Origin of the sequence: Rhodococcus sp. NPDC006774, assembly GCF_040636045.1 — a bacterium.
Taxonomy (GTDB): Bacteria; Actinomycetota; Actinomycetes; order Mycobacteriales; family Mycobacteriaceae; genus Rhodococcoides.
This window is the reverse complement of the sequence record NZ_JBEYIW010000008.1, coordinates 249,870-270,273: the sequence shown is the minus strand read 5'-3', so window position 1 is coordinate 270,273 and position 20,404 is coordinate 249,870. Positions and strand designations below refer to the sequence as shown.

Here is a 20,404-nt window from a genome sequence, read left to right as displayed (position 1 = left end):
AATCGTTATTCGGGTGTATTACCGAGATGCGAATCGACGACCGGCCCGATCACCGTGGCAGCGTCCGCATTGGTCATCTCGTTGTGGAAAACGTCGACATCGTGGATGACGATATCTCCTGTCACATACGGCCGCCATTCTTGCGGGGATCGAACAATTCCATCGCTCGCACCCTTAGTTGCGGAGAAGAACAAAACATCTCCGTCGAAGACGTCCGGGACGAATTCGGCCATTATTCGAGTCGAGTTCTCGAATCCCGCACTGATACGTCGGAGATGGTCGGCTGAAATGCCGGTCGTCTGCCCCAACGACTCGTCGAGTAGTTCGACGCCCCGTTCGTAGGTCAACGGCTCGGACGACGGTTGTGCCGTCAGGTCGAGCCCCAATCCCGCAAGCAGATTCTCGACGCTCAACGCTCCCCCGTCCGGTTCGCCGTCGTGGCCGTCGACGTAGCTGTCCAGCAGAGCGAGCGTCCGAACATCGCTGCCGGTGCTGCGCAGTTCCACGGCTATCGCGTGAGCGAGCGAGCCGCCGAGCGACCACCCGAGAAGGTGGTAGGGCCCCACCGGCTGGACGGCACGAATCTCGTCGGCGTAGCGGTGTGCGAGATCGCGAATGGATCCGAAGGTCGACCCTTCCACGATGCTCGGCAGCTGCAGGCCGTACACAGGACGGTCGTCGCTCAGCTGTGAGACGAGACCGGCGTATCCCCACGACAACCCGATTCCCGGGTGGACGCAGAACAACGGGGCCTTGGACCCGCTACCGCGCAGCGGAATCACGACTCCGAACACCGAGTCGAGATCCGCGCCCCCGGCGTCGGCATCTGCGGCGACGCGTGCGGCCAGCCCTGCCGGTGTCGGATCGACGAACAGCGCTTGCAGTGGGACCCGGACTCCGATGGCGTTCTCGATGGCGGGCACGATCTTCGTGGCCACCAGCGACGTTCCGCCCAGCTCGAAGAAGTTGTCGTCCATGCCGACCCGATCGACCCCGAGAACCTGAGCGAACGCATCGGCGATCGCAGCTTCCACATCGGTCGTCGGTGCCCGGTACGGCGTTGTCGACGTCGTCAGTTCCGGAACCGGCAGTGCCCGCCGATCGAGCTTGCCCACAGGAGTGAGCGGAATGTCGTCGAGCTCGATGATCGCCGACGGAACCATATGCCGTGGAAGCATTTTGGCGACGCGATCGCGAAGTGCTTCGGTGTCGACCGATTCGCCGTCGGCCGCGAGGACGTAGGACACGAGAACTGTGTCACCGGACGCCGCCGTGTGCCCGATCGTGGCGGCGAACCCGACCTGGTCGTGCTCGGTGAGGGCGGAGTCGATCTCACCGAGTTCGATACGGAAACCGCGCACCTTGACCTGGAAGTCACTGCGGCCGACGAACTCGACGGCCCCTGCACTTCCCCAGCGCACGACGTCACCGGTTCGATACATCCGATCGCCCGGAGTGCCGAACGGGTCGGCGACGAAGCGCTCGGATGTCAGCCCGAAGCGACCGAGGTATCCGCGGGCGGTACCGGGGCCGGCGATGTAGAGCTCGCCCGACACTCCGGCCGGAACCGGCCGCAGTCGTGCGTCGAGCACCTGGAACCGGAATCCGGTTCCAGGCCTGCCGACGTCCACTGTGCCACCGGGCACCAACGGTCCACCGACACTTGCCTGGATGGTGGTCTCGGTCGGACCGTAGCCGTTGAACATCTTGCGGCCCGGTGCCCATTTCGCCACCAACTCCGGAGTGCATGCCTCGCCTCCGACGGCAAGGACCCGAACGCTGCCCAGACGTGACTCGTCGATCGACGACAGCGCCGCGGGAGTCAGGAACGCATGGGTGACGTGTTCGGATTCGAGCAGGTCGGCCAAGTCGCCGCCGCCGAAGACTCCTGGCGGCACGATCACGACGGTGGCACCGACGCCGAACGCCATCGTCAGCTCGTAGATGGATGCGTCGAAACTCGGCGACGCGATGTGCGACACACGCGAATCCCGAGTGGGGCGGAATCGCTCAAGCACCTCGGCCTGGAGGTTGGCCAAGCCACGGTGCCGCACTGCAACGCCCTTCGGGCGACCGGTCGAACCCGAGGTGTAGATCAGGTAGGCGGGGTGGTCGATGTGCAGGGTCGCCGTGCGCTCGACGTCGGTCACCGCGTCTGCCGGATAGCGAGACAACTCCGCGGAAATTTCCGGATCGTCCAGCACCAGCCACGGAACGGTGTCGGGCAGCGATTCTCTGCTGTCGATGTCGGTCAGACCCATTGCGGCACGGGAATCTTCGAGCATGTGCGCGATTCGGTCCGCCGGGTAGTTCGGATCGACGGGCAGGAAGGCGGCACCGGTCTTGGCCACAGCCCACACCGACAAAACCGACTCGATCGATCGAGGCAGCGCCAACGCGACGAACGTCTCGGGACCGACGCCGTAGTCGATCAGCATTCGAGCGATTCGGTTGGACCAGCTGTCGAGATCGGCGTACGACAGGCTGATGCCTCGGTAGGTGACGGCGACTGCGTACGGGTCGAGCGCGACGGCCGCCGCGAGCAACTCCGGCCACGTCCGGACTGCCGCGTCCGCGTTTCCGCGCGCCGGCACCAACTCGCGCAGCTCGTCGGCGCCCAGAATTTCGATGTCTCCGACCACCGTGTGTCGGTCGCGTCCGACGGCATCGAGAACTCGAATCAGTCGCGCCGCGATGGCCTCGACGCTGGCCGCGTCGAACAGCGATGTGGCGTAGTCGAACGCGGCCTCGAAGCCGGACGGACGCCCGTCCTCGTCGAAGGTCTCGGACAGCAGCAACTGCAGATCCTGCTTGGCCACGGGAACGTCGAAGTCGAAGCCCTCCACGCGTAGGTCCGGAAGCTCGACCGAGGCCTTCTCGTTGTTCTGGAACGACAGCGCAACCTGCGAGAGCGGAGCGTATGCGGTCGAACGAGTGGGATTGAGAACCTCGACGATTCTCTCGAAGGGCATTTCGGTGTGATCGAATGCGTCGAGATCGTGTGCCTTGACCTGGTTCAGCAGGTCGTCGAACGAAGCGGACTCGTCGACCCGACTGCGCAGCACGAGCGTGTTGACGAACATACCCACGAGGTCGTCGAGCGCAGCGTCACCGCGCCCGGCCACCGGGGTGGTGATCGCGATGTCGTCGGTGCCGCTCAAACGAGCCAGAACGACGGCGAACGCGGCGTGCAGAACCATGAACATGCTGACGTTCTGTTCGCGAGTGATGTCGACGAGGGCCCGATGGATGTCGGCATCGACGGTGAAGCGAACTCGGCCACCGCGGAAGTCCTGAGTGGTAGGCCTCGGCCGGTCCGTCGGCAACGGCAACAGATCGGGAAGACCCGCGAGCGCAGTGGACCAGTGCTCGAGCTGAGCCGCTGCCACGCTCGACGCGTCCTGCTCGTCTCCGAGCAGCGACCGTTGCCAGATCGTGTAGTCGGCGTACTGGACGGGCAGCGGCTGCCAATTCGGTGCCGTACCTGCGCTGCGCGCCGAGTACGCGAGCACGACGTCGCGAGCGAGAGGTGCCATCGAGGCACCGTCGGCAGCGATGTGATGCACCACCATGGCGAGCACGAAGACGGGATCCTGGGATGCGTCGACGTGGGTATCGAGCACCTCGAACAGCTCGACGTGTACCGGAATTTCGGTGGTCACGTCGAATCCTCGACCTGCCAACAGAGCGACGCGATCGGTCAGTACAGCGGCATCGATCCGTTCGGATTCGACCACAGGCGCGACATCGGCGGCCGGGTGCACGAGCTGCACCGGGAACTGCGGGCCGTCGGGGAAGGTCGTGCGCAGAGACTCGTGGCGTCCAAGAACGTCGACCACCGCGTCCGCCAGCGCAGCGGTGTCGAGCCGCCCGGTCAGTTTGACGACCAGCGGCACGTTGTACGCGGCCGACGAGGTGTCGAACTGGTTGATGAACCACATACGCTGCTGGGCGAGCGAGAGCGGAACGTGCTCCGGACGCGCCGCCGCAACGAGAGCCGGGCGCTGCGCGCGAGTGTCGGACGTGCCGACCGCGCTTGCCAATCCCGACACCGTCGGGGTCTCGAAGATCGTGCGCACACCGATCGAGGTGCCGAACTCGGCGTTGACGCGAGCGATCACCCGCGTTGCACTGAGCGAGTCGCCACCGAGCTCGAAGAAGCCATCGTCTGCACCGACTCGATCCACCTCGAGAATCTCGGCGAAGACCGCAGCGACCGTCAGCTCGGCAGGCGTGCTCGGCTCTCGGTACGAGGTGGCCGAGCCGAACTCGGGTACGGGCAGTGCGGCGCGATCGAGCTTGCCCACCGGAGTGAGCGGAATCGACTCGAGCACGACGATGGCGCTGGGCACCATGTGCGACGGCAGTGCGGCGGCGAGATGATCGCGCAGAACCGCCGTGTCGAAAGCATCGACCGTCTCTGCTGGGCTGTCTCCCGTCAGGCGTACGTACGCCACGAGAACAGTGGCACCGTTCGGCCCTGGAGTTCCGAAGGTGGCTGCAAAATCCACCGCCGGATGCGCGGAGAGTGCGGCGTCGATCTCCCCGAGTTCGATGCGGAAGCCGCGGACCTTGACCTGCGAGTCGCTTCGACCGACGTACTCGATGGTCAGATCGGCCGACCAGCGCACCACATCTCCGGTGCGGTACATCCGGGCACCGGGAGCGCCGAACGGGTCGGCGACGAATCGCTCGGCCGTCAGCCCCATCCGATCGTGGTAACCGCGGGCCAGTCCGACGCCCGCGAGATACAGCTCACCTGCAACCCCGATGGGAACCGGCTGCAGCCGCGAGTCGAGGACCACCTCGTACACACCCCGCACCGGCCCGCCGATCGAGACCGGCTCGCCGGCGACCATCGGTGCGCTGATGTTGGACATGATGGTGGCCTCGGTCGGTCCGTAGCCGTTGAACAGGTTGCGACCGGGAGCCCACTTGGTGACCAACTCGGCCGGGACGGCCTCGCCGCCGACGACGACATCGGCGAACGTGTCGAGACCGGCCGGATCGACCGAGGCGAGGGCGGACGGGGTGATGAAGCCGTGAGTGACCGATTCCTCGGCCAGCAACGATGCCAGCTCGGCGCCGCCGTACACCGTGGGCGGAACGATCACCATCGTGGCTCCCACGCCGAACGCGAGCAGGTACTCGAGCACGGACGCGTCGAAACTGGGCGACGAAACATGCAGTGTGCGTGAGTCCTTCGTGACCCGGTAGCGCTCGCGCTGCTCGGTCGCGAAGTTGTCGAGGCCGGTGTGGGTGACCACGACCCCCTTGGGAACTCCGGTCGAACCCGACGTGTAGATCGTGTACGCGGCACTCGAGAGGGTGACGCGACCATGGCGTTCGTCCTCCGCGATGGGCTCGTCGCTCACCGCGTTCGGACCGTCCGTGCCGAGGTCGTCGAGAACGATCCACGGGACGGTCGACGGCAGACCGTCGAGATGAGCGCGGGTGGTGACACCGAACGTTGCGCCGGAGTCGGCCAGCATGTGTTCGATGCGATCGGCGGGGTAGTTCGGATCGACCGGTACGAAGGCGGCTCCGGACTTCGCGACGGCCCAGACCGTCAGCACCGACTCGATGGAGCGAGCGATCCCGAGCGCTACGAACGTCTCGGGGCGCACACCGTGGCCGAGCAGAATGCGCGCGAGCCGGTTCGACTGTCGGTCCAGCTCTCGGTACGTCAACTCGCCGTCGACGCTGCGGACTGCGATGGCGTCAGGATCGACGGCAGCTGCGTCGGAGAAGATCTCCGGCAACAACCGCGCCGACCGGCCCTCGAGTCCGAACACCGGAGCCAGAGAGGCGAACTCGGCATCGGCCAGCAGCCGGAGTCGAGCCAGTGGCTGCTGTTCGTCGGCAAGGACCGCGTCGAGTACCCGCTCGACTCGATCGACGATCGCGTGCACGTCCTCGAGCTCGAACAGCTCGGGCAGGTACTTGGCCTTGAGGTTGAGGCGCTCGTCGACCGACGACACCAGAGTCAGCGGGTAGTGCGCGGCGTCGGTGCCGAGGATGTCCGTCACCTGCATGCCTGCAAAATCTGTTGCCGCAGAAGCTCCGGCGCGATCGACCGGGTACGACTCGAACACCGTCAAGGTGTCGAATGCGACGCCGGCACCGGCCGCGCGCTGGATGTCGGTCAGACCGAGGTAATGGTGGTCCAGCAGTGACGCCTGCTCGGCCTGGACGCGATCGACCAAGGCTCCGAGTGTTTCGCTTCGATCGAGAGTGACTCGAACGGGCAGCGTGTTGATGAAGAGCCCGATCATGCCCTCGATACCGGAGACCTCAGGCGGCCGACCCGACACCGTGGCGCCGAAGACGACGTCCTCGCGTCCGGTCAGAGTGGCGAGCACGATGCCCCACGCGGTCTGAACGAGGGTGTTCAGAGTGGACCCGCGTCGCGCCGCGAAATCGCGAAGAGCCGCTGTGGTCTCGATCGACAACGACCGCTCGGTCTCGCTCGAGACGGTGGACAACTGGCGACCTCGATCACCGGTGACCAATAGCGTCGGCTCCTCGACACCGGCCATCGCACTGACCCACTGCGCAGTGGAGATCGCGACGTCGCGTTGCCGCATCCACGCGAGGTAGTCCCGGTAGGCGGGCACACGCGGGAGCATCGAGTCGTCGGACTCGGTGACGTAGAGGGTGATCAGTTCCTTGACGACCAGCGGTGTCGACCATCCGTCGAGCAGGATGTGGTGATTGGTCAGCAGCAGTCGCCAGTGATCGTCGGCGAGAGTGATCAGCGTGAATCGAAGGAGCGGCGCAGAGTCCATCTCGAACCGCACACCGCGATCGGCTGCGAGGACGGCCTCGAGCGCAGCCTCGACGTCGGCCTCACCGCGCAGGTCGACCTCGGACCACGGCACTGTGACCGAACTCTGCACGACCTGCAGCGATTCGCCGGTGCTGTTGTGTACGAAGGCTGCCCGCAAGTTCGGATGACGAGAGACGAGCTTGTTCACAGCGGCCTGCATCCGCTCGGCATCGACGACGCCACGCAGCTCGAGACCGAGCTGCACCATGTAGGCATCGACGCCTGCGCTGTCGCTGCCGACCTCGCCTGCGAGGCGCGCATGGAAGAGCAGACCGGCCTGCAGTGGCGACATCGACCACACGTCGTCGAGGTCGGGGAACCGCTTCTCGAGCACCTCGATGGAGCGCTGATCGATGTCCACCAGCTCGAGGTCGGACGGGGTGAAGCCGCCCGCACCCTCGGTCGAGGCGTGCTCGGTGATCGCGGTCAGTGCTTGCGTCCACAGTTCGATCAACCGATCGACCTCGTCCGCACCCAGGATCCCGGCCGGGAACGCGAAGGTGGCGTCGAGCTGCGGACCGTCGGGTGTCGAGGTGGTCACGGCGTTGATGTCCAGCGCGGCAGGTACGGGCATGTCCGGGTTCTGCGCATCGCCCAGTTCGGCGTCGGCGACCGGAATCCAGCCCACGTCTTCCATACCCTCGGACGATCCGGTCGAGAATCGCCCGAGGTAGTTGAAGCTGACCTGTGGAGCGGCGAAGTCGGACAGCGCCTCGGTCCCAGCGGAATCGAGGTACCGCAACATGCCGTAACCGATTCCGTGATCGGGAATCTCCAACAGCTGTTCCTTGACGGCCTTGATCAGTGCACCGGCAGAGTCTCCACCCGACAACGCGTCGGCGATGTCCACCGAACCGAGGTCGAGTCGCACCGGGAAGATCGTGGTGAACCAGCCGACGGTTCTGCCGAGATCGGCTCCGGGAACCACGGCGTCTTCACGGCCATGGCCTTCGAGCGTGATCAGCGCACTGCGGACAACGGCTCCCCGTTCACGACGCCATGCCGTGAGCGCGAGAGCCAACCCGGCCAGGAGGCCGTCGTTGACGCTGCCCCGGAAGACATTCGGCACCGTGGTCAGCAGGCGCTCGGTGACCTCGACCGGTAGCGATGTGCGAATGCGCTGCACGGTGGCGTCGACATCGACGCTCTTGTCCAGTGGTCGCGAACCTATCGTCGGATCGTCGCCGCTGAGAATCCGCTGCCACAACCCGAGCTCGTCGGCGCGGCTCGCGGTGACCTCGGTCAATCCGGTGGACCACCGTCGCATCGATGTGCCGATCGGTGCCAGCACAGGCTCGGCCCCCGCGACGATCTGGCTCCATGCCGTGGCCAGATCCGGAACGAGGATGCGCCAGGACACGCCGTCGATGACGAGGTGGTGCGCGACGACGAGCAGTCGGCCTGACCCGTTCGGGCCCTGGAACCACACCATCTGGACCATGACCCCGTCGGCGGGGACCAGCCGATCCGCTGCGGCGTCGAGTTCGGTTGCGGCGCGGGAGGAGAACTCGGCACCGTCCACGGAATCGACCGAGACGGCATGGATGACCGACGCGGCGGACACGGTCCCGATCGGAGATACTTCCTCGTGCCAGATGCCGTCCGCATCCTCGAACAGCCGCGACCGGAGCATGTCGTGACGATCGAGCACGGCCTGGACGGTGCGCTCGAGAGTCTCGCTCTCGATACCGACCGGAAGCTGAAGCAGGGCAGTCTGGGTGTAGCGACCGAAGTCGGTGCTGCGGTCCAACATCCAGCGAACGACGGGTGTCAGAGGCAGCGAGCCGACTCCCCCACCGTCGAGTTCTTCCAGTACGACGACGTCGCCCCCGAGAACAACGACCTCCGCCAACGCCGCGACGGTCTTGCGCTCGAAGATGTCGCGCGGAGCCAGGACCAGACCGGCCGCCTTGGCGCGTGAGACCAGCTGGATGGACATGATGCTGTCGCCGCCGAGAGCGAAGAACGAGTCGTCGACGCCGACGGCGTCGAGGCCGAGGACATCGGCGAACAACCCGGCGAGGATCGACTCGACTTCGGTTGCCGGCAAACGGCTTTCGGTCACGTTGGCGGAGAAGTCCGGAGCCGGCAGTGCTCGGCGATCGAGCTTTCCGTTGGCGGTCAGCGGCAGCTCGTCCAGCACGATCAACGCAGCCGGAACCATGTACGACGTCAGTGAGTGTCCGACGAAGTCGAGAACGGCGGAGTGATCGAGTGTTCGACCCGCTTCGGCGACGACGTATCCGATCAGTCGATCACCGAATCCGTCGTCTCGAACCGAGACCACGGAAGCGGCGACACCGTCGAATGCGAGCAGCGCACTCTCGATCTCGCCGAGTTCGATGCGGAAGCCGTGCAGCTGTACCTGCATGTCACTGCGGCCCAGGTACTCGAGTGCCCCGTCGCGATTCCACCGCGCAGTGTCGCCGGTGCGGTACATGCGGGCACCGGCTTCTCCGGCCGGATCGGCGACGAAACGGGTGGCCGACAGGCCGGCCCGGCCCAGGTAGCCGCGAGAGAGCTGTGCCCCGGAGACGTACATTTCACCGGTCACACCCGGCGGAACCGGATTCAGACGCGTGTCGAGCACGGCGACGCGCAGTGCGGGGATCGCCTGACCGATGACGCTGGCCGAGGCCGACGCCGCGAACTGCTCGGTCAGGGCCAGGTGGCTCACGTGGACCGTCGTCTCGGTGATGCCGTACATGTTGACCAGAGTCGGCGCGGACTCGTCGTGTCGGGCGTACCAGCGAGCCAACTGGCCGAGATCGAGTGCCTCGCCGCCGAAGATCACGTAGCGCAACGACAGGTCTGAGTCCGCGGTGCCGGCGAGGCTTTCGGTGGCCACTCGATCCGCTTCCGCGAACTGGTAGAACGCCGTCGGTGTCTGGTTGAGCACCGTGACCTTCTCGCGTGCCAGCAACTCACGGAACAGCTCCGGGGAGCGTGCCGTGTAGTAGTCGACGACGACGAGCGTTCCCCCGTGCAGCAGCGGTCCCCACAGCTCCCACACCGAGAAGTCGAACGCATACGAGTGGAACATCGTCCAGACGTCGCGATCGTCGAAATCGAAGAGATCAGCGGTGTTGGCGAACAGCGTCGCCACGTTGCGGTGCGCGATCTGCACGCCCTTGGGTCGACCGGTACTGCCCGAGGTGTAGATGACGTACGCGATCGAGTCGGCACTGGTGCCACCCGAGCGGTCCGCATCGGTCAGCGGCGCACCCGACATGCCGTCCAGTTCGGCGATCAGTTCGGGCGAATCGATCTCGAGGACATCGAGATCCGAGGCAGGTACTGCCGCACTGTCGGCGACCGTGGAGATCACACAGACCGGCGAGGCATCCTCGAGCATGAACGCCAGCCGATCCGCTGGGTAGGACACGTCGATCGGAAGGTAGCCGCCACCGGACTTGATCACCGCGAGCAGCGCGACGATGAGCTCCTCGTTGCGCGGCATCGCGACCGCCACGAGCGATTCCGAGGTCACACCGCGCTGGACGAGGAGTCGTGCGAGTCGACTCGACCGGTCGTCCAACTCGGCGTAGGTCAGCGTGCGATCTCCGAAGACGACTGCGCGCGAATCGGGGAATCGCGCTGCAGCAGTGGCGAATCGATCGAACAACGTTGCATCGGATGCCACGAGGCCCGCGTGATTCCACTCGCCCGTCATGGCGTCGAGCTCGCCCGGGAGCAGGAGATCGATGTCGCCGACGGCGCGCTCCGGATCGGCCGTCACGGCGGTGAGCACCGCGCCGAACCGCGCCGAGAACTCGTCGACGGACGATTCCTCGAACAGGTCGACCGCGTAGGTGATCGCGGCGGTCATTCCGGCCGGTGCACCGGACTCGTCGAACTCCTCGGCGACGGTCAGTTGCAGATCGAACTTCGCAACGTGCGCGTCGATGTCGACTGCCTCGACCGTGAGCTCCGGCAGTTCGAGCGTCGCGGACGTGTTGTTCTGGAATTCGAGTAGCACCTGGAACAACGGCGAACGGTCGGTCGAACGGGTCGGGTCGAGAACGTCGACCAACCGCTCGAACGGAACATCGGTGTTCTCGAACGCCGCCAGATCGGCCGTACGAGTGGCTCGAAGCAGATCGGTGAACGAGAGCTGCGGTGCCACCTCCGTGCGCAGAACCAGGGTGCCGACGAACATGCCGACCAGATCGTCGAGTGCGGCGTCACCTCGTCCGGCGATCGGAGTACCGACCGCGATGTCCTCGGTGCCGCTGATGCGTGCCATCAGGATCGACCATGCCGCGTGGACGGCCATGAAGACGGTCGCCTCGTTGGCGCGTGCGAGGTCGACCAGTTCGGCATGAGTGGTGCGGTCGATCTCGAACCGAACACTGTTGCCGCGCATGGACTGCCGAGCGGGCCGCGGGTGATCGAGCGGCAACGGCAGCACGTCGGGAAGATCCGCCAGGGCTGTCTTCCAGAAGTCCAACTGTTGCGCGGCAATGGACGAGGGGTCGGACTCGTCGCCGAGGACGGTGCGTTGCCAGATCGCGAAGTCCGCGTACTGGACGTCGAGCGGTGCCCACATCGGAGCGCCGGCCGCTGCGCGAGAACCGTAGGCGACCATGACGTCTCGTGCCAAGGGTGCCATGGACGCGCCGTCGGCGGCGATATGGTGCACGACGATCGAGAGCACGAACTCGTCCGGTGTCACCCGGTACAGGACCGCGCGGAACGGTAGGTCGGTCGACACGTCGAATCCTGTTGCTGCAGCGGCCGAGATGGCCGCAACGACCTCGGTGGCGTCCAGATCGACGACGGCGAGTTCGGTCCTCGCCGTCCGAACGTCGAGGATCTTCTGCTCGGGGCGCTCCCCGTGGGTGGGGAACACCGTGCGCAGCGACTCGTGACGTTCCAGGACGTCCCCGACGGCCGCGCTCATCGCAGCGATGTCGAGTCGACCCGTCAGTCTCACCGCAAGCGGGATGTTGTACGCCGCCGAGGTCACGTCGAACTGATTGATGAACCACATTCGTTGCTGCGCGAGCGACAACGGAATCGAATCCGGTCGCGGCTTCGCTACGAGTGCGGGACGGCGCAGGGTGCCGACCGGGTTGCTGTGCACCCGCACCGCAAGTGACTCGACGGTGGGCGCCTCGAACAATGCGCGGACGGTGATCGTGGTGTCGAGGGCAGAGTTGACGCGGGCGGTGAGTCTGGTGGCACTGAGCGAGTCGCCACCCAGATCGAAGAAGCTCGAATCGATTCCGACGCCGTCGATCCCCAGTACCTCGCCGAAGATGTCGGCAATGATCTGCTCGGTGTCGTTGCGCGGTGCACGCGAGTCGCCCCCGAGATGAAGATCGGGTGCAGGCAGTGCGTTGCGATCCAGCTTGCCGGCCGGTGTCAACGGAATCGACTCCAGTGCGACGAAGGCCGTCGGGATCATATGAGTCGGTAGTGAACTCGACACGTGCGTGCGCAGAGCTGCCGCGTCGACCTGCTCGCCGGATCTCGGAAGAACGTAGGCGACCAGAATGGTGTTGCCCGTCGGGCCGTCGACACCCACCGTGGTCGCGAACTCGACGGTCGGATCGTCGGTCAGGACGGCGTCGATCTCGCCCAGTTCGATGCGGAAACCGCGCACCTTGACCTGGAAGTCGCTGCGACCGACGTACTCGAGCGTTCCCGACTCGGTCCACCGCACCACGTCGCCGGTGCGGTACATCCTGGCACCGTTCTCGTCGAAGGGATTCGCGACGAAACGGTCTGCGGTCAGCCCGAAGCGGTAATGGTAGCCACGTGCCAGTGCCGGCCCGGCGAGATAGAGCTCGCCCGCAACTCCGACCGGGACGGGATGCAATCGTGCGTCGAGAACGACCTCACTGAAACCGATTGTCGGCGAACCGATGTCGATGGCGGAATCGACGTGCAGTCGATCACTGATGGACGAGAAGATCGTCGCCTCGGTGGGACCGTACGCGTTGAACATACGACGGCCCGGTGCCCAGCGGGCCACGAGCTCGGGCGGACACACGTCGCCACCGGTTGCGACCACGGCCAACTCGGTCAGCCCGGCCGGATCCACCGATGCCAGCGCGGCGGGCGTGACGAACGCATGCGTGACGCGCTGTGCTGCGAGCAGTTCGGCCAACTCGGTGCCACCGTAGACCGACGTCGGCGCGATGACCATGGTCGCGGCACCGGAGAACACCATGAGCAGTTCGAGTATCGAGGCATCGAAGCTCGGGGACGCGAACGCGAGAACCCGAGCGTCCGGGGTCACCTCGAAACGAGTCCGCTCCTCCTCGGCCAGATTCGCCAACCCGCGATGGGTGACGGTGACGCCCTTGGGAACACCCGTCGAACCCGAGGTGTAGATCAGGTACGCGACCTGATCTATGTGCATCGGGCGAATACGGTCGCCGTCGCGAACCGGCGCGGTCGGGTGACCGGCGAGTTCGGCGCGCGTGTCCTCGTGGTCGAGCACGGTCCACTGAGCAGAGCCGAGATCCGAGACCGCGGCCACGTGCTCGGACAGGGTCAGACCGATCGACGCGTTCGAGTCGACGAGCATGTGTTCGACGCGATCGCGCGGGTAGCTCGGATCGATCGGCAGGAATGCCGCCCCGGTCTTGGCGACTGCCCAGATGGCGAGTACGGATTCGACGGACCGTGGCAGAGCCAGCGCAACGACAGTTTCCGGGCCGGCACCGCGAGCGATCAATGTTCTTGCGAGAGCTGATGATTGCGCGTCGAGTTCGGCATAGTCGACGGTGCGGCCGGCGCTCCACAGAGCGGTGCCGTGCTGGTTCGCGGCTGCGGCGTCGGTGAAGATATCGGGAAGCATCCGAGCATCGGACGATGCCGGTCCCCGCACCGGTGCCACCCGGCGCAGTTCTTCCTCGGACAGCAGCGACAGCGATCCGACACGTCGACCGGTGTCGGTGGCAATGGCTTCCAGAACCCGCACGATTCTGTCGACCGTCGCCGCGACGACGCTGTGCTCGAACAACTCCGGTAGGTACTTGGCCTCGATGTGCAGCCGATCGTCGACCATGGCGACCAGCGTCAGCGGATACTGCGCTGTGTCGCTGCCGTCGTGCACGTCGTGCACCTGCATTCCGGCGAGGTCGGTCTCCGCCGACAATCCCGCGCGGTCCATCGGGTACGACTCGAACACCGTCAGGGTGTCGAAGGCGACGGAAGGTCCCACCGCTCGCTGAATGTCGGTGAGGCCGAGGTAGTGGTGATCGAGCAGAGCGGCCTGTTCGGCCTGCACCCGCTCGAGGTACTCACCGAGTGTCTCCGAAGGATCGAGCACGATCCGCACCGGCAGAGTGTTGATGAACAGACCGACCATCGACTCGATGTCGGAGACCTCAGGCGGGCGTCCGGACACCGTGGCACCGAACACGACGTCGGAGCGTCCGGTCAGAGTGCCGAGGACCAGGGCCCACGACGCCTGGACCATGGAGTTCATCGTGACGCCACGGGCACGAGCGACGCTGCGCAGGCGGTTCGTCTGCTCCACGTCGAGCGAGACCAACGAACGCCCGGCCAACGTCGACTCCTGGCGTCGGCTCTCCACCGGCGTCAGGAGCGTCGGCTCGGACAACCCTGCGAGCGCGTTCGTCCACGCTTCCAGTGCCGACGAGCGGTCGCGCTTGGCCAGCCACGACAGGTAGTCGCGGTAGGCGGGAACCCGCGGGAGCACGGTGTCGTCGCCGTCGACGACGTAGAGCGTCAGCAGGTCCTTGAGCAGCAGCGGCGTGGACCAACCGTCGAGCAAGATGTGGTGGTTGGTCACCACCAGACGCCACTCGCCCGGTGCCACGGTGATGAGCATGAAACGCAACAGAGGTGCTTGCGCCATGTTGAATCGGGTGGCGCGGTCGTCGTGTTCGATGCGATCGAGCTCGACGGCTCGATCTTCGACGTCCAGTTCGGTCAGGTCGATCGACGACCACGGAGCGTCCACGTCGTGGTGAACGATCTGGATGGACTCGCCGTCGTTGTTGTGAACGAAAGCTGTTCGCAGGTTCGCGTGTCTACGCAGGAGCGCCCGAGCAGCACGCCGGAATCGCGCCTCGTCGACGCTACCGCGCAACTCCAACACGAGTTGGACGATGTAGGCGTCCACGGACTGATCCGACAGCTCGGCGTGGAACAGCAATCCGGCCTGCAGGGGCGTCATGGACCAGATGTCGTCCAGCGTGGGATAGACCCGTTCGAGGTCGTCGATGGAACTCTGATCGAGCCGCACCAGATCGAGATCGGACGGCGTGAAGCCACCTGCCCCCGGTCGCTGGGCGAGCTGTGTCAGCGCGGTCAGAGCCTGACGCCACAACTCGGCCAGTTCGCCGACCTCGTCGGCGTCGAGCACACCGGTGGGGAAAGCGAACGTCGCCTCCAACCGCGGGCCGGTCGGCGTCGCGGTGGTGACGGCATTGATGTCGAGCACTGCTGCGACCGGTAGATCGTGGTCCTGCGAATCGCCGACACCGGAGTCGTCGACCGGCAGCCAGCCGTGTCCGCGAAGCTCGTCCGGAACATCGGTGCTGTAGCGCCCGAGGTAGTTGAAACTGATCTGGGGAGCGGGGAAGTCGCGCAGAGCAGCGGCACCGTCCTCGTCCAGGTAGCGAAGCATGCCGTACCCGATGCCGTGGTCGGGAACTGCCAGCAACTGTTCCTTGACCGACTTGATCAGACGCGCTGCGTCGACACCGCCGGCGAGGGCATCGTCCAGGTCCAGACCGGCAAGGGTCAACCGAAGCGGGTAGATCGTGGTGAACCAACCGATGGTCCGGCCGAGATCGGCACCGGGTACCACGTGGTCCTCGCGGCCGTGACCCTCCAGCGAGATCAACGCGTCGTCCACGGCCACTCCCCGACCACGTCGCCACACCGCCGTGGCGAGCGCGAGAGCGGCGAGCAGGCCGTCGTTGACGCTGCCGTGGAACGCGTCGGGCAGTGCCGTCAGCAGACCCTCGGTGACGTCGGTGGACAGCGACAACTCGACCTTGTCCACTGTGCCGTACACGTCGATCTCGCGATCGAGTGCTCGCGATCCGATGAGCGGATCCGGTTGTGCCAGAACATCGCGCCAGATCGCCAGCTCGTCGCCGCGGGTGGCGGTGACCTCACGCAAACCGTGCGACCAACGACGCATGGAGGTGCCGACCGGAGCCAGCTCGGGCGTGTTTCCGCCGATGATCTGGGCCCATGCCGACGCCAGGTCCGGAACCAGGATTCGCCAGGACACGCCGTCGATGACCAGGTGGTGGGCGACGACGAGCAGACGGCTCCCCTCGGAGCCGGCGTCGAACCACACCATCTGGATCATCACACCGGAATCGGGAGCCAGCCGGCCTACTGCTGCTTCTGCCTCGACCGTGGCCTGCTGCGAGAATCCTTCTCCGCGAACGGTTGTCGACGTCACGCGGTGCACCACCGAGTTCGCCGAGACCGATCCGACGGGTAGGACCTCCATCGTGGGGTGCTCGCCGCGGTGCAGTACGCCGCGGAGCATGTCGTGATGATCGAGGACCGTCTGGACGGTGGCCTCGAGCACCTCCAGCTCGATGTCGACCGGAAGAGTGAGAACCGCCGTTTGCGTGTGCTTGTCGAGGACTGCCGTCCGATCGAGCATCCATGCCACGATCGGAGTCAGCGGTACGTCGCCGACACCGCCACCGGGCAACTCCTCCAGCACGAGAGGTGCGGTGCCGTCCGCGGACGCGACCACCTCGGCCAGAGCCGCAACGGTCTTGTGCTCGAACACATCTCGTGGCGACAGGGACAGTCCGGCCGCCTTGGCGCGCGAGACCAGCTGAATCGACATGATGCTGTCGCCGCCGAGGGCGAAGAACGAATCGTCGACGCCGACGCGGTCCAGGCGAAGAACCTCGGCGAACAATCCGGCCAACGTCTTCTCGACCGCATTGTCCGCATCGCGACCGGCCGTGACCTGAGCGGACCAATCCGGTTCGGGGAGTGCGGTGCGGTCGAGTTTGCCTGCCGGAGTGAGAGGAATCGACTCCAACATCACGAACGCCGACGGCACCATGTGCGCAGGCAGCATCGAACCGGCATGCTCACGCAACGCATCGACCTCGACGACCGTACCCGCCACCGGCAACACATACGAGACCAACACCGTACTGCCGGCAGCACTCTCACGCCCGATGGTCACCACGAAATCGACACCCGACACCGCAGCCAACACCGAATCGATCTCACCCAACTCGATCCGGAAACCACGCACCTTCACCTGAAAATCGCTACGCCCCACATACTCCAACGCACCCGAGGCATTCCACCGCACCACATCACCGGTGCGATACATCCGCGAACCCGCACCACCGAACGGATTGGCCACGAACCGATCCGCCGTCAAACCCAACCGCGCGTGATACCCACGAGCCAACGCCGGACCCGCCAGATACAACTCACCCACCACACCCACCGGCACCGGATTCAACCGCGAATCCAACACCACCTCCGCGAAACCGATCGTCGGAGAACCGATATCGACCGACTCCCCCACCACCAACGCCGACGAAATCGACGAGAAAATCGTCGCCTCCGTCGGACCGTACGCATTGAACATCCGCCGACCCGGCGCCCACCGCGCCACCAACTCCGGCGCACACACATCACCACCGGTCACCACGACCTCGACCGACTCCAACCCCACCGGATCCACCGACGCCAACGCCGCAGGCGTGACGAACGCATGCGAGACCCGCTCCTGCGCCAACAACGACGCCAACTCCACCCCACCGAACACCAACGGCGGCGCAATCACCATCGTCGCCCCACCCGAGAACGCCAACACGAACTCGAGAATCGACGCATCGAAACTCGGCGACGCAAACGCCAACACCCGAGACGACGGCCCCACACCGAACCGCACCCGCTCCTCGGCAGCCAAGTTCCCCACACCACGATGAGTGACCACCACACCCTTGGGCACACCCGTCGAACCCGACGTATAAATCAGATACGCCGCATCATCGAGCCGCAACACACCCGAACGCTCCGCATCCAACACCGGAGCAGACGACCGAAACGCCAGATCCGCCACCACATCCGCATCATCGAGCACCACCCACGACACCCCACCCACACCCGACAGCGCACCCACATCGGCACCCAACGTCACACCCACCACAGCACCCGAATCGACCAACATGTGCTCGATCCGATCCACCGGATAATTCGGATCCACCGGCAAGAACGCACCACCGGCCTTCGCCACCGCCCACACCGCCACCACAGACTCCACCGACCGCGACAACGCCAACGCCACGAACGACCCCGGACCCACCCCACACGACATCAACATCCGCGCCAACCGCGACGACGCCGCATCCAACTCACCATACGAAACAGACCGCGACCCCGACACCACCGCAACACCACCGACACCAGCAACACCCACCGCACCAGCCAACAACTCCGGCAACACCACACCCACCACAGACCGCGGACCACGAACCGGAGCCAGGCGAGCGCGTTCGGCAGCGGACAGCATGTCCGCGTCACCGATTCGCAGGTTCGGTTCGGTGGTCAGAGCGTCGAGAATCCGTACGAGGCGGCGGGCGAGTTGAGCCACGCTCGCGTCATCGAACAGTTCTGTGGCGTAGTCGAAAACGACAGCGTGAGTGTCGGATTCGTCGACGGTAACGACCAGATCCATACCGACGCCGTCACGCGGCAGTGCGGAAGGACCGAACCGGAGCGCAACCTGAGCAAGGGGGCTGTGTGCTTCCGATCGGGGCAGCCCGAGGGCCGCGGCGACGGCGTCGAAGGACGTATCGCCGTGCGCCATCGCCGCATCGAAGTCGGTTTCGGACGCATCGACGAACTCGGCGAACGAGTGCCGAACGTCGGGTCGCGTCCGCAGCACCACGGTGTTGCCGTCACCCGCAGGCACGGCGATCGACACGTCGTCGGTGTTAGCCAGCCGCGAAAGCAGTACGGCGAGAGCGGATTCGAAGACCACGAACGGAGTGGTGGAACGGTCGGCCGCCAGTCGAGCCACCGCGGACCACGATTCGGATCCGATCGTCACCTCGTGGGATGCGCGAACATGGCCGATGCTAGAGGGCCGCGAGCGGTCGATCGGAAGATCGAGAAGATCCGGGGCGTCGGAGAGCCGGTCGGTCCAGTAGGCGAGATCGGCTGCGGCGCGTCGCCGGCGTTGGCCTTCGCGTGCGCTGGCCGGATGTACGTCGAGGACTGCGACATCGGGCCCGGCCGCGATGAAGGATTCCACCATGTCGACGAAGCTCGAATGGTGTGCAGTGAGGTCGTCGTCGTCGTACCGGTTGGGGTTGGCCCTGAAATCGACGAACGTCCTGGCCGGAGAACCGCTCTGGTACACGTTGACCAGAAGATCCTCGACCGGGCCCGAGGTGACGATGTTGAACTCGCCGACGATGGACCCGAGGTTGATCTGCTGATGGAACAGCATCATGTTGACCATCGGGCCGGACAGCTGTTTGTCGCTTCCCGAGGCCGCCAACTCGCGCCGAATGTCCTCGATGCTGAAGCGCTGATGTCGCAGGGCTCCCATCAGTTCGAGCTGTACCTGCTGAACCAGCTCGCCGACGGTAGCGTCCTGGGGGACGTGGATCGGAATGGGTGCGACGTTGACGAGCATTCCACCGGACCGACGAAGCAGTGCGGTGGTGCGCGCGGACACCGGGATGTTGACCGAGACGTCTTCTCGCCCGGTCATCCGCGAGAGGTAGCAGCCGAAGGCGGCGATGAACACCGCAGCAGCGGTTCCGCCCTTGGTCGCGTCGGATGCCTCGAGCTCGGTGACGACATCCTCGGGTAGAGCGACGCTGCGCAGCTTGCTGGCGGCGATCGTGCGACCGGCAGTGTTGGACAGAGACGCTCCGTCGTGGATGTCCGCGGCGCGAGCCGTCCAGTACTCCTTGTCGGACTCGAAGCGGGACGACGTCCGGTATTCCTGATCGAGCTCGTAGAGTCGGCGTAGCTCGGCCGCCTTGTTCGGGGCAGGCTCGACGTGTTCGACGGCCGCGGTGTACAGCGCAGCGGTTCGGTTGACGAGCGTCATGGCACCGTAGCCGTCGAGCGCGACGTGGTGGATCTTGCTGTACCAGAGGTTGCGATCGTCCTCGACCTGAATGATCCAGCTCTCGACGAGGGGATCGTGTTCCATGTCGACGGGCTGGACGTAGTTCTCGTCGATCCACTGCAGCGCCGAGGTCATGGGATCGTCTTCGCCGCGCAGATCCAGGTAGTGCACCGACTGGTCGATGGAGTGATCGACCATCTGGACGGGCTCGCCGTCCACCTCGGCCAGTCTCAGGTACGCAGATTGGAATTCGTGCGCCGCGAGAGCCGTCGCATCCTGGAGAACGGCGATGTCGAGGTTGCCGCGGAGGTCTACATACTGTGCGATACAGACCGGGACGTCAGGGGCCAGTTGCTGAGCGAACCACATGCCACGCTGAGCGGACGACAGCGGGAATCCGTTTTCGAAGCCGGGGCCGGTCGGGGGCGTCTGAGACCCACCGGTAATTGCTGCGCGCATTCACTTGCCCTTCGGCGGCACGGTCACGGCGGCGAAGGCCG

1 protein-coding gene is annotated in these 20,404 nt (G+C 65.5%); it reads right to left on the bottom strand.

The window, feature by feature from the left end:
• Positions 1-5: 5 nt before the first annotated feature.
• Complete coding sequence (locus tag ABZ677_RS15215) at positions 6-20,363, bottom strand: amino acid adenylation domain-containing protein (protein ID WP_358370591.1); 20,358 nt, start codon at positions 20,361-20,363, stop codon at positions 6-8.
• Between the last annotated feature and the right edge of the window lie 41 nt (positions 20,364-20,404).

Coding starts and splice junctions, on each gene's coding strand:
- ABZ677_RS15215 (WP_358370591.1), bottom strand. CDS start 20,363: ATGCGCGCAGCAATTACCGGTGGGTCTCAGACGCCCCCGACCGGCCCC.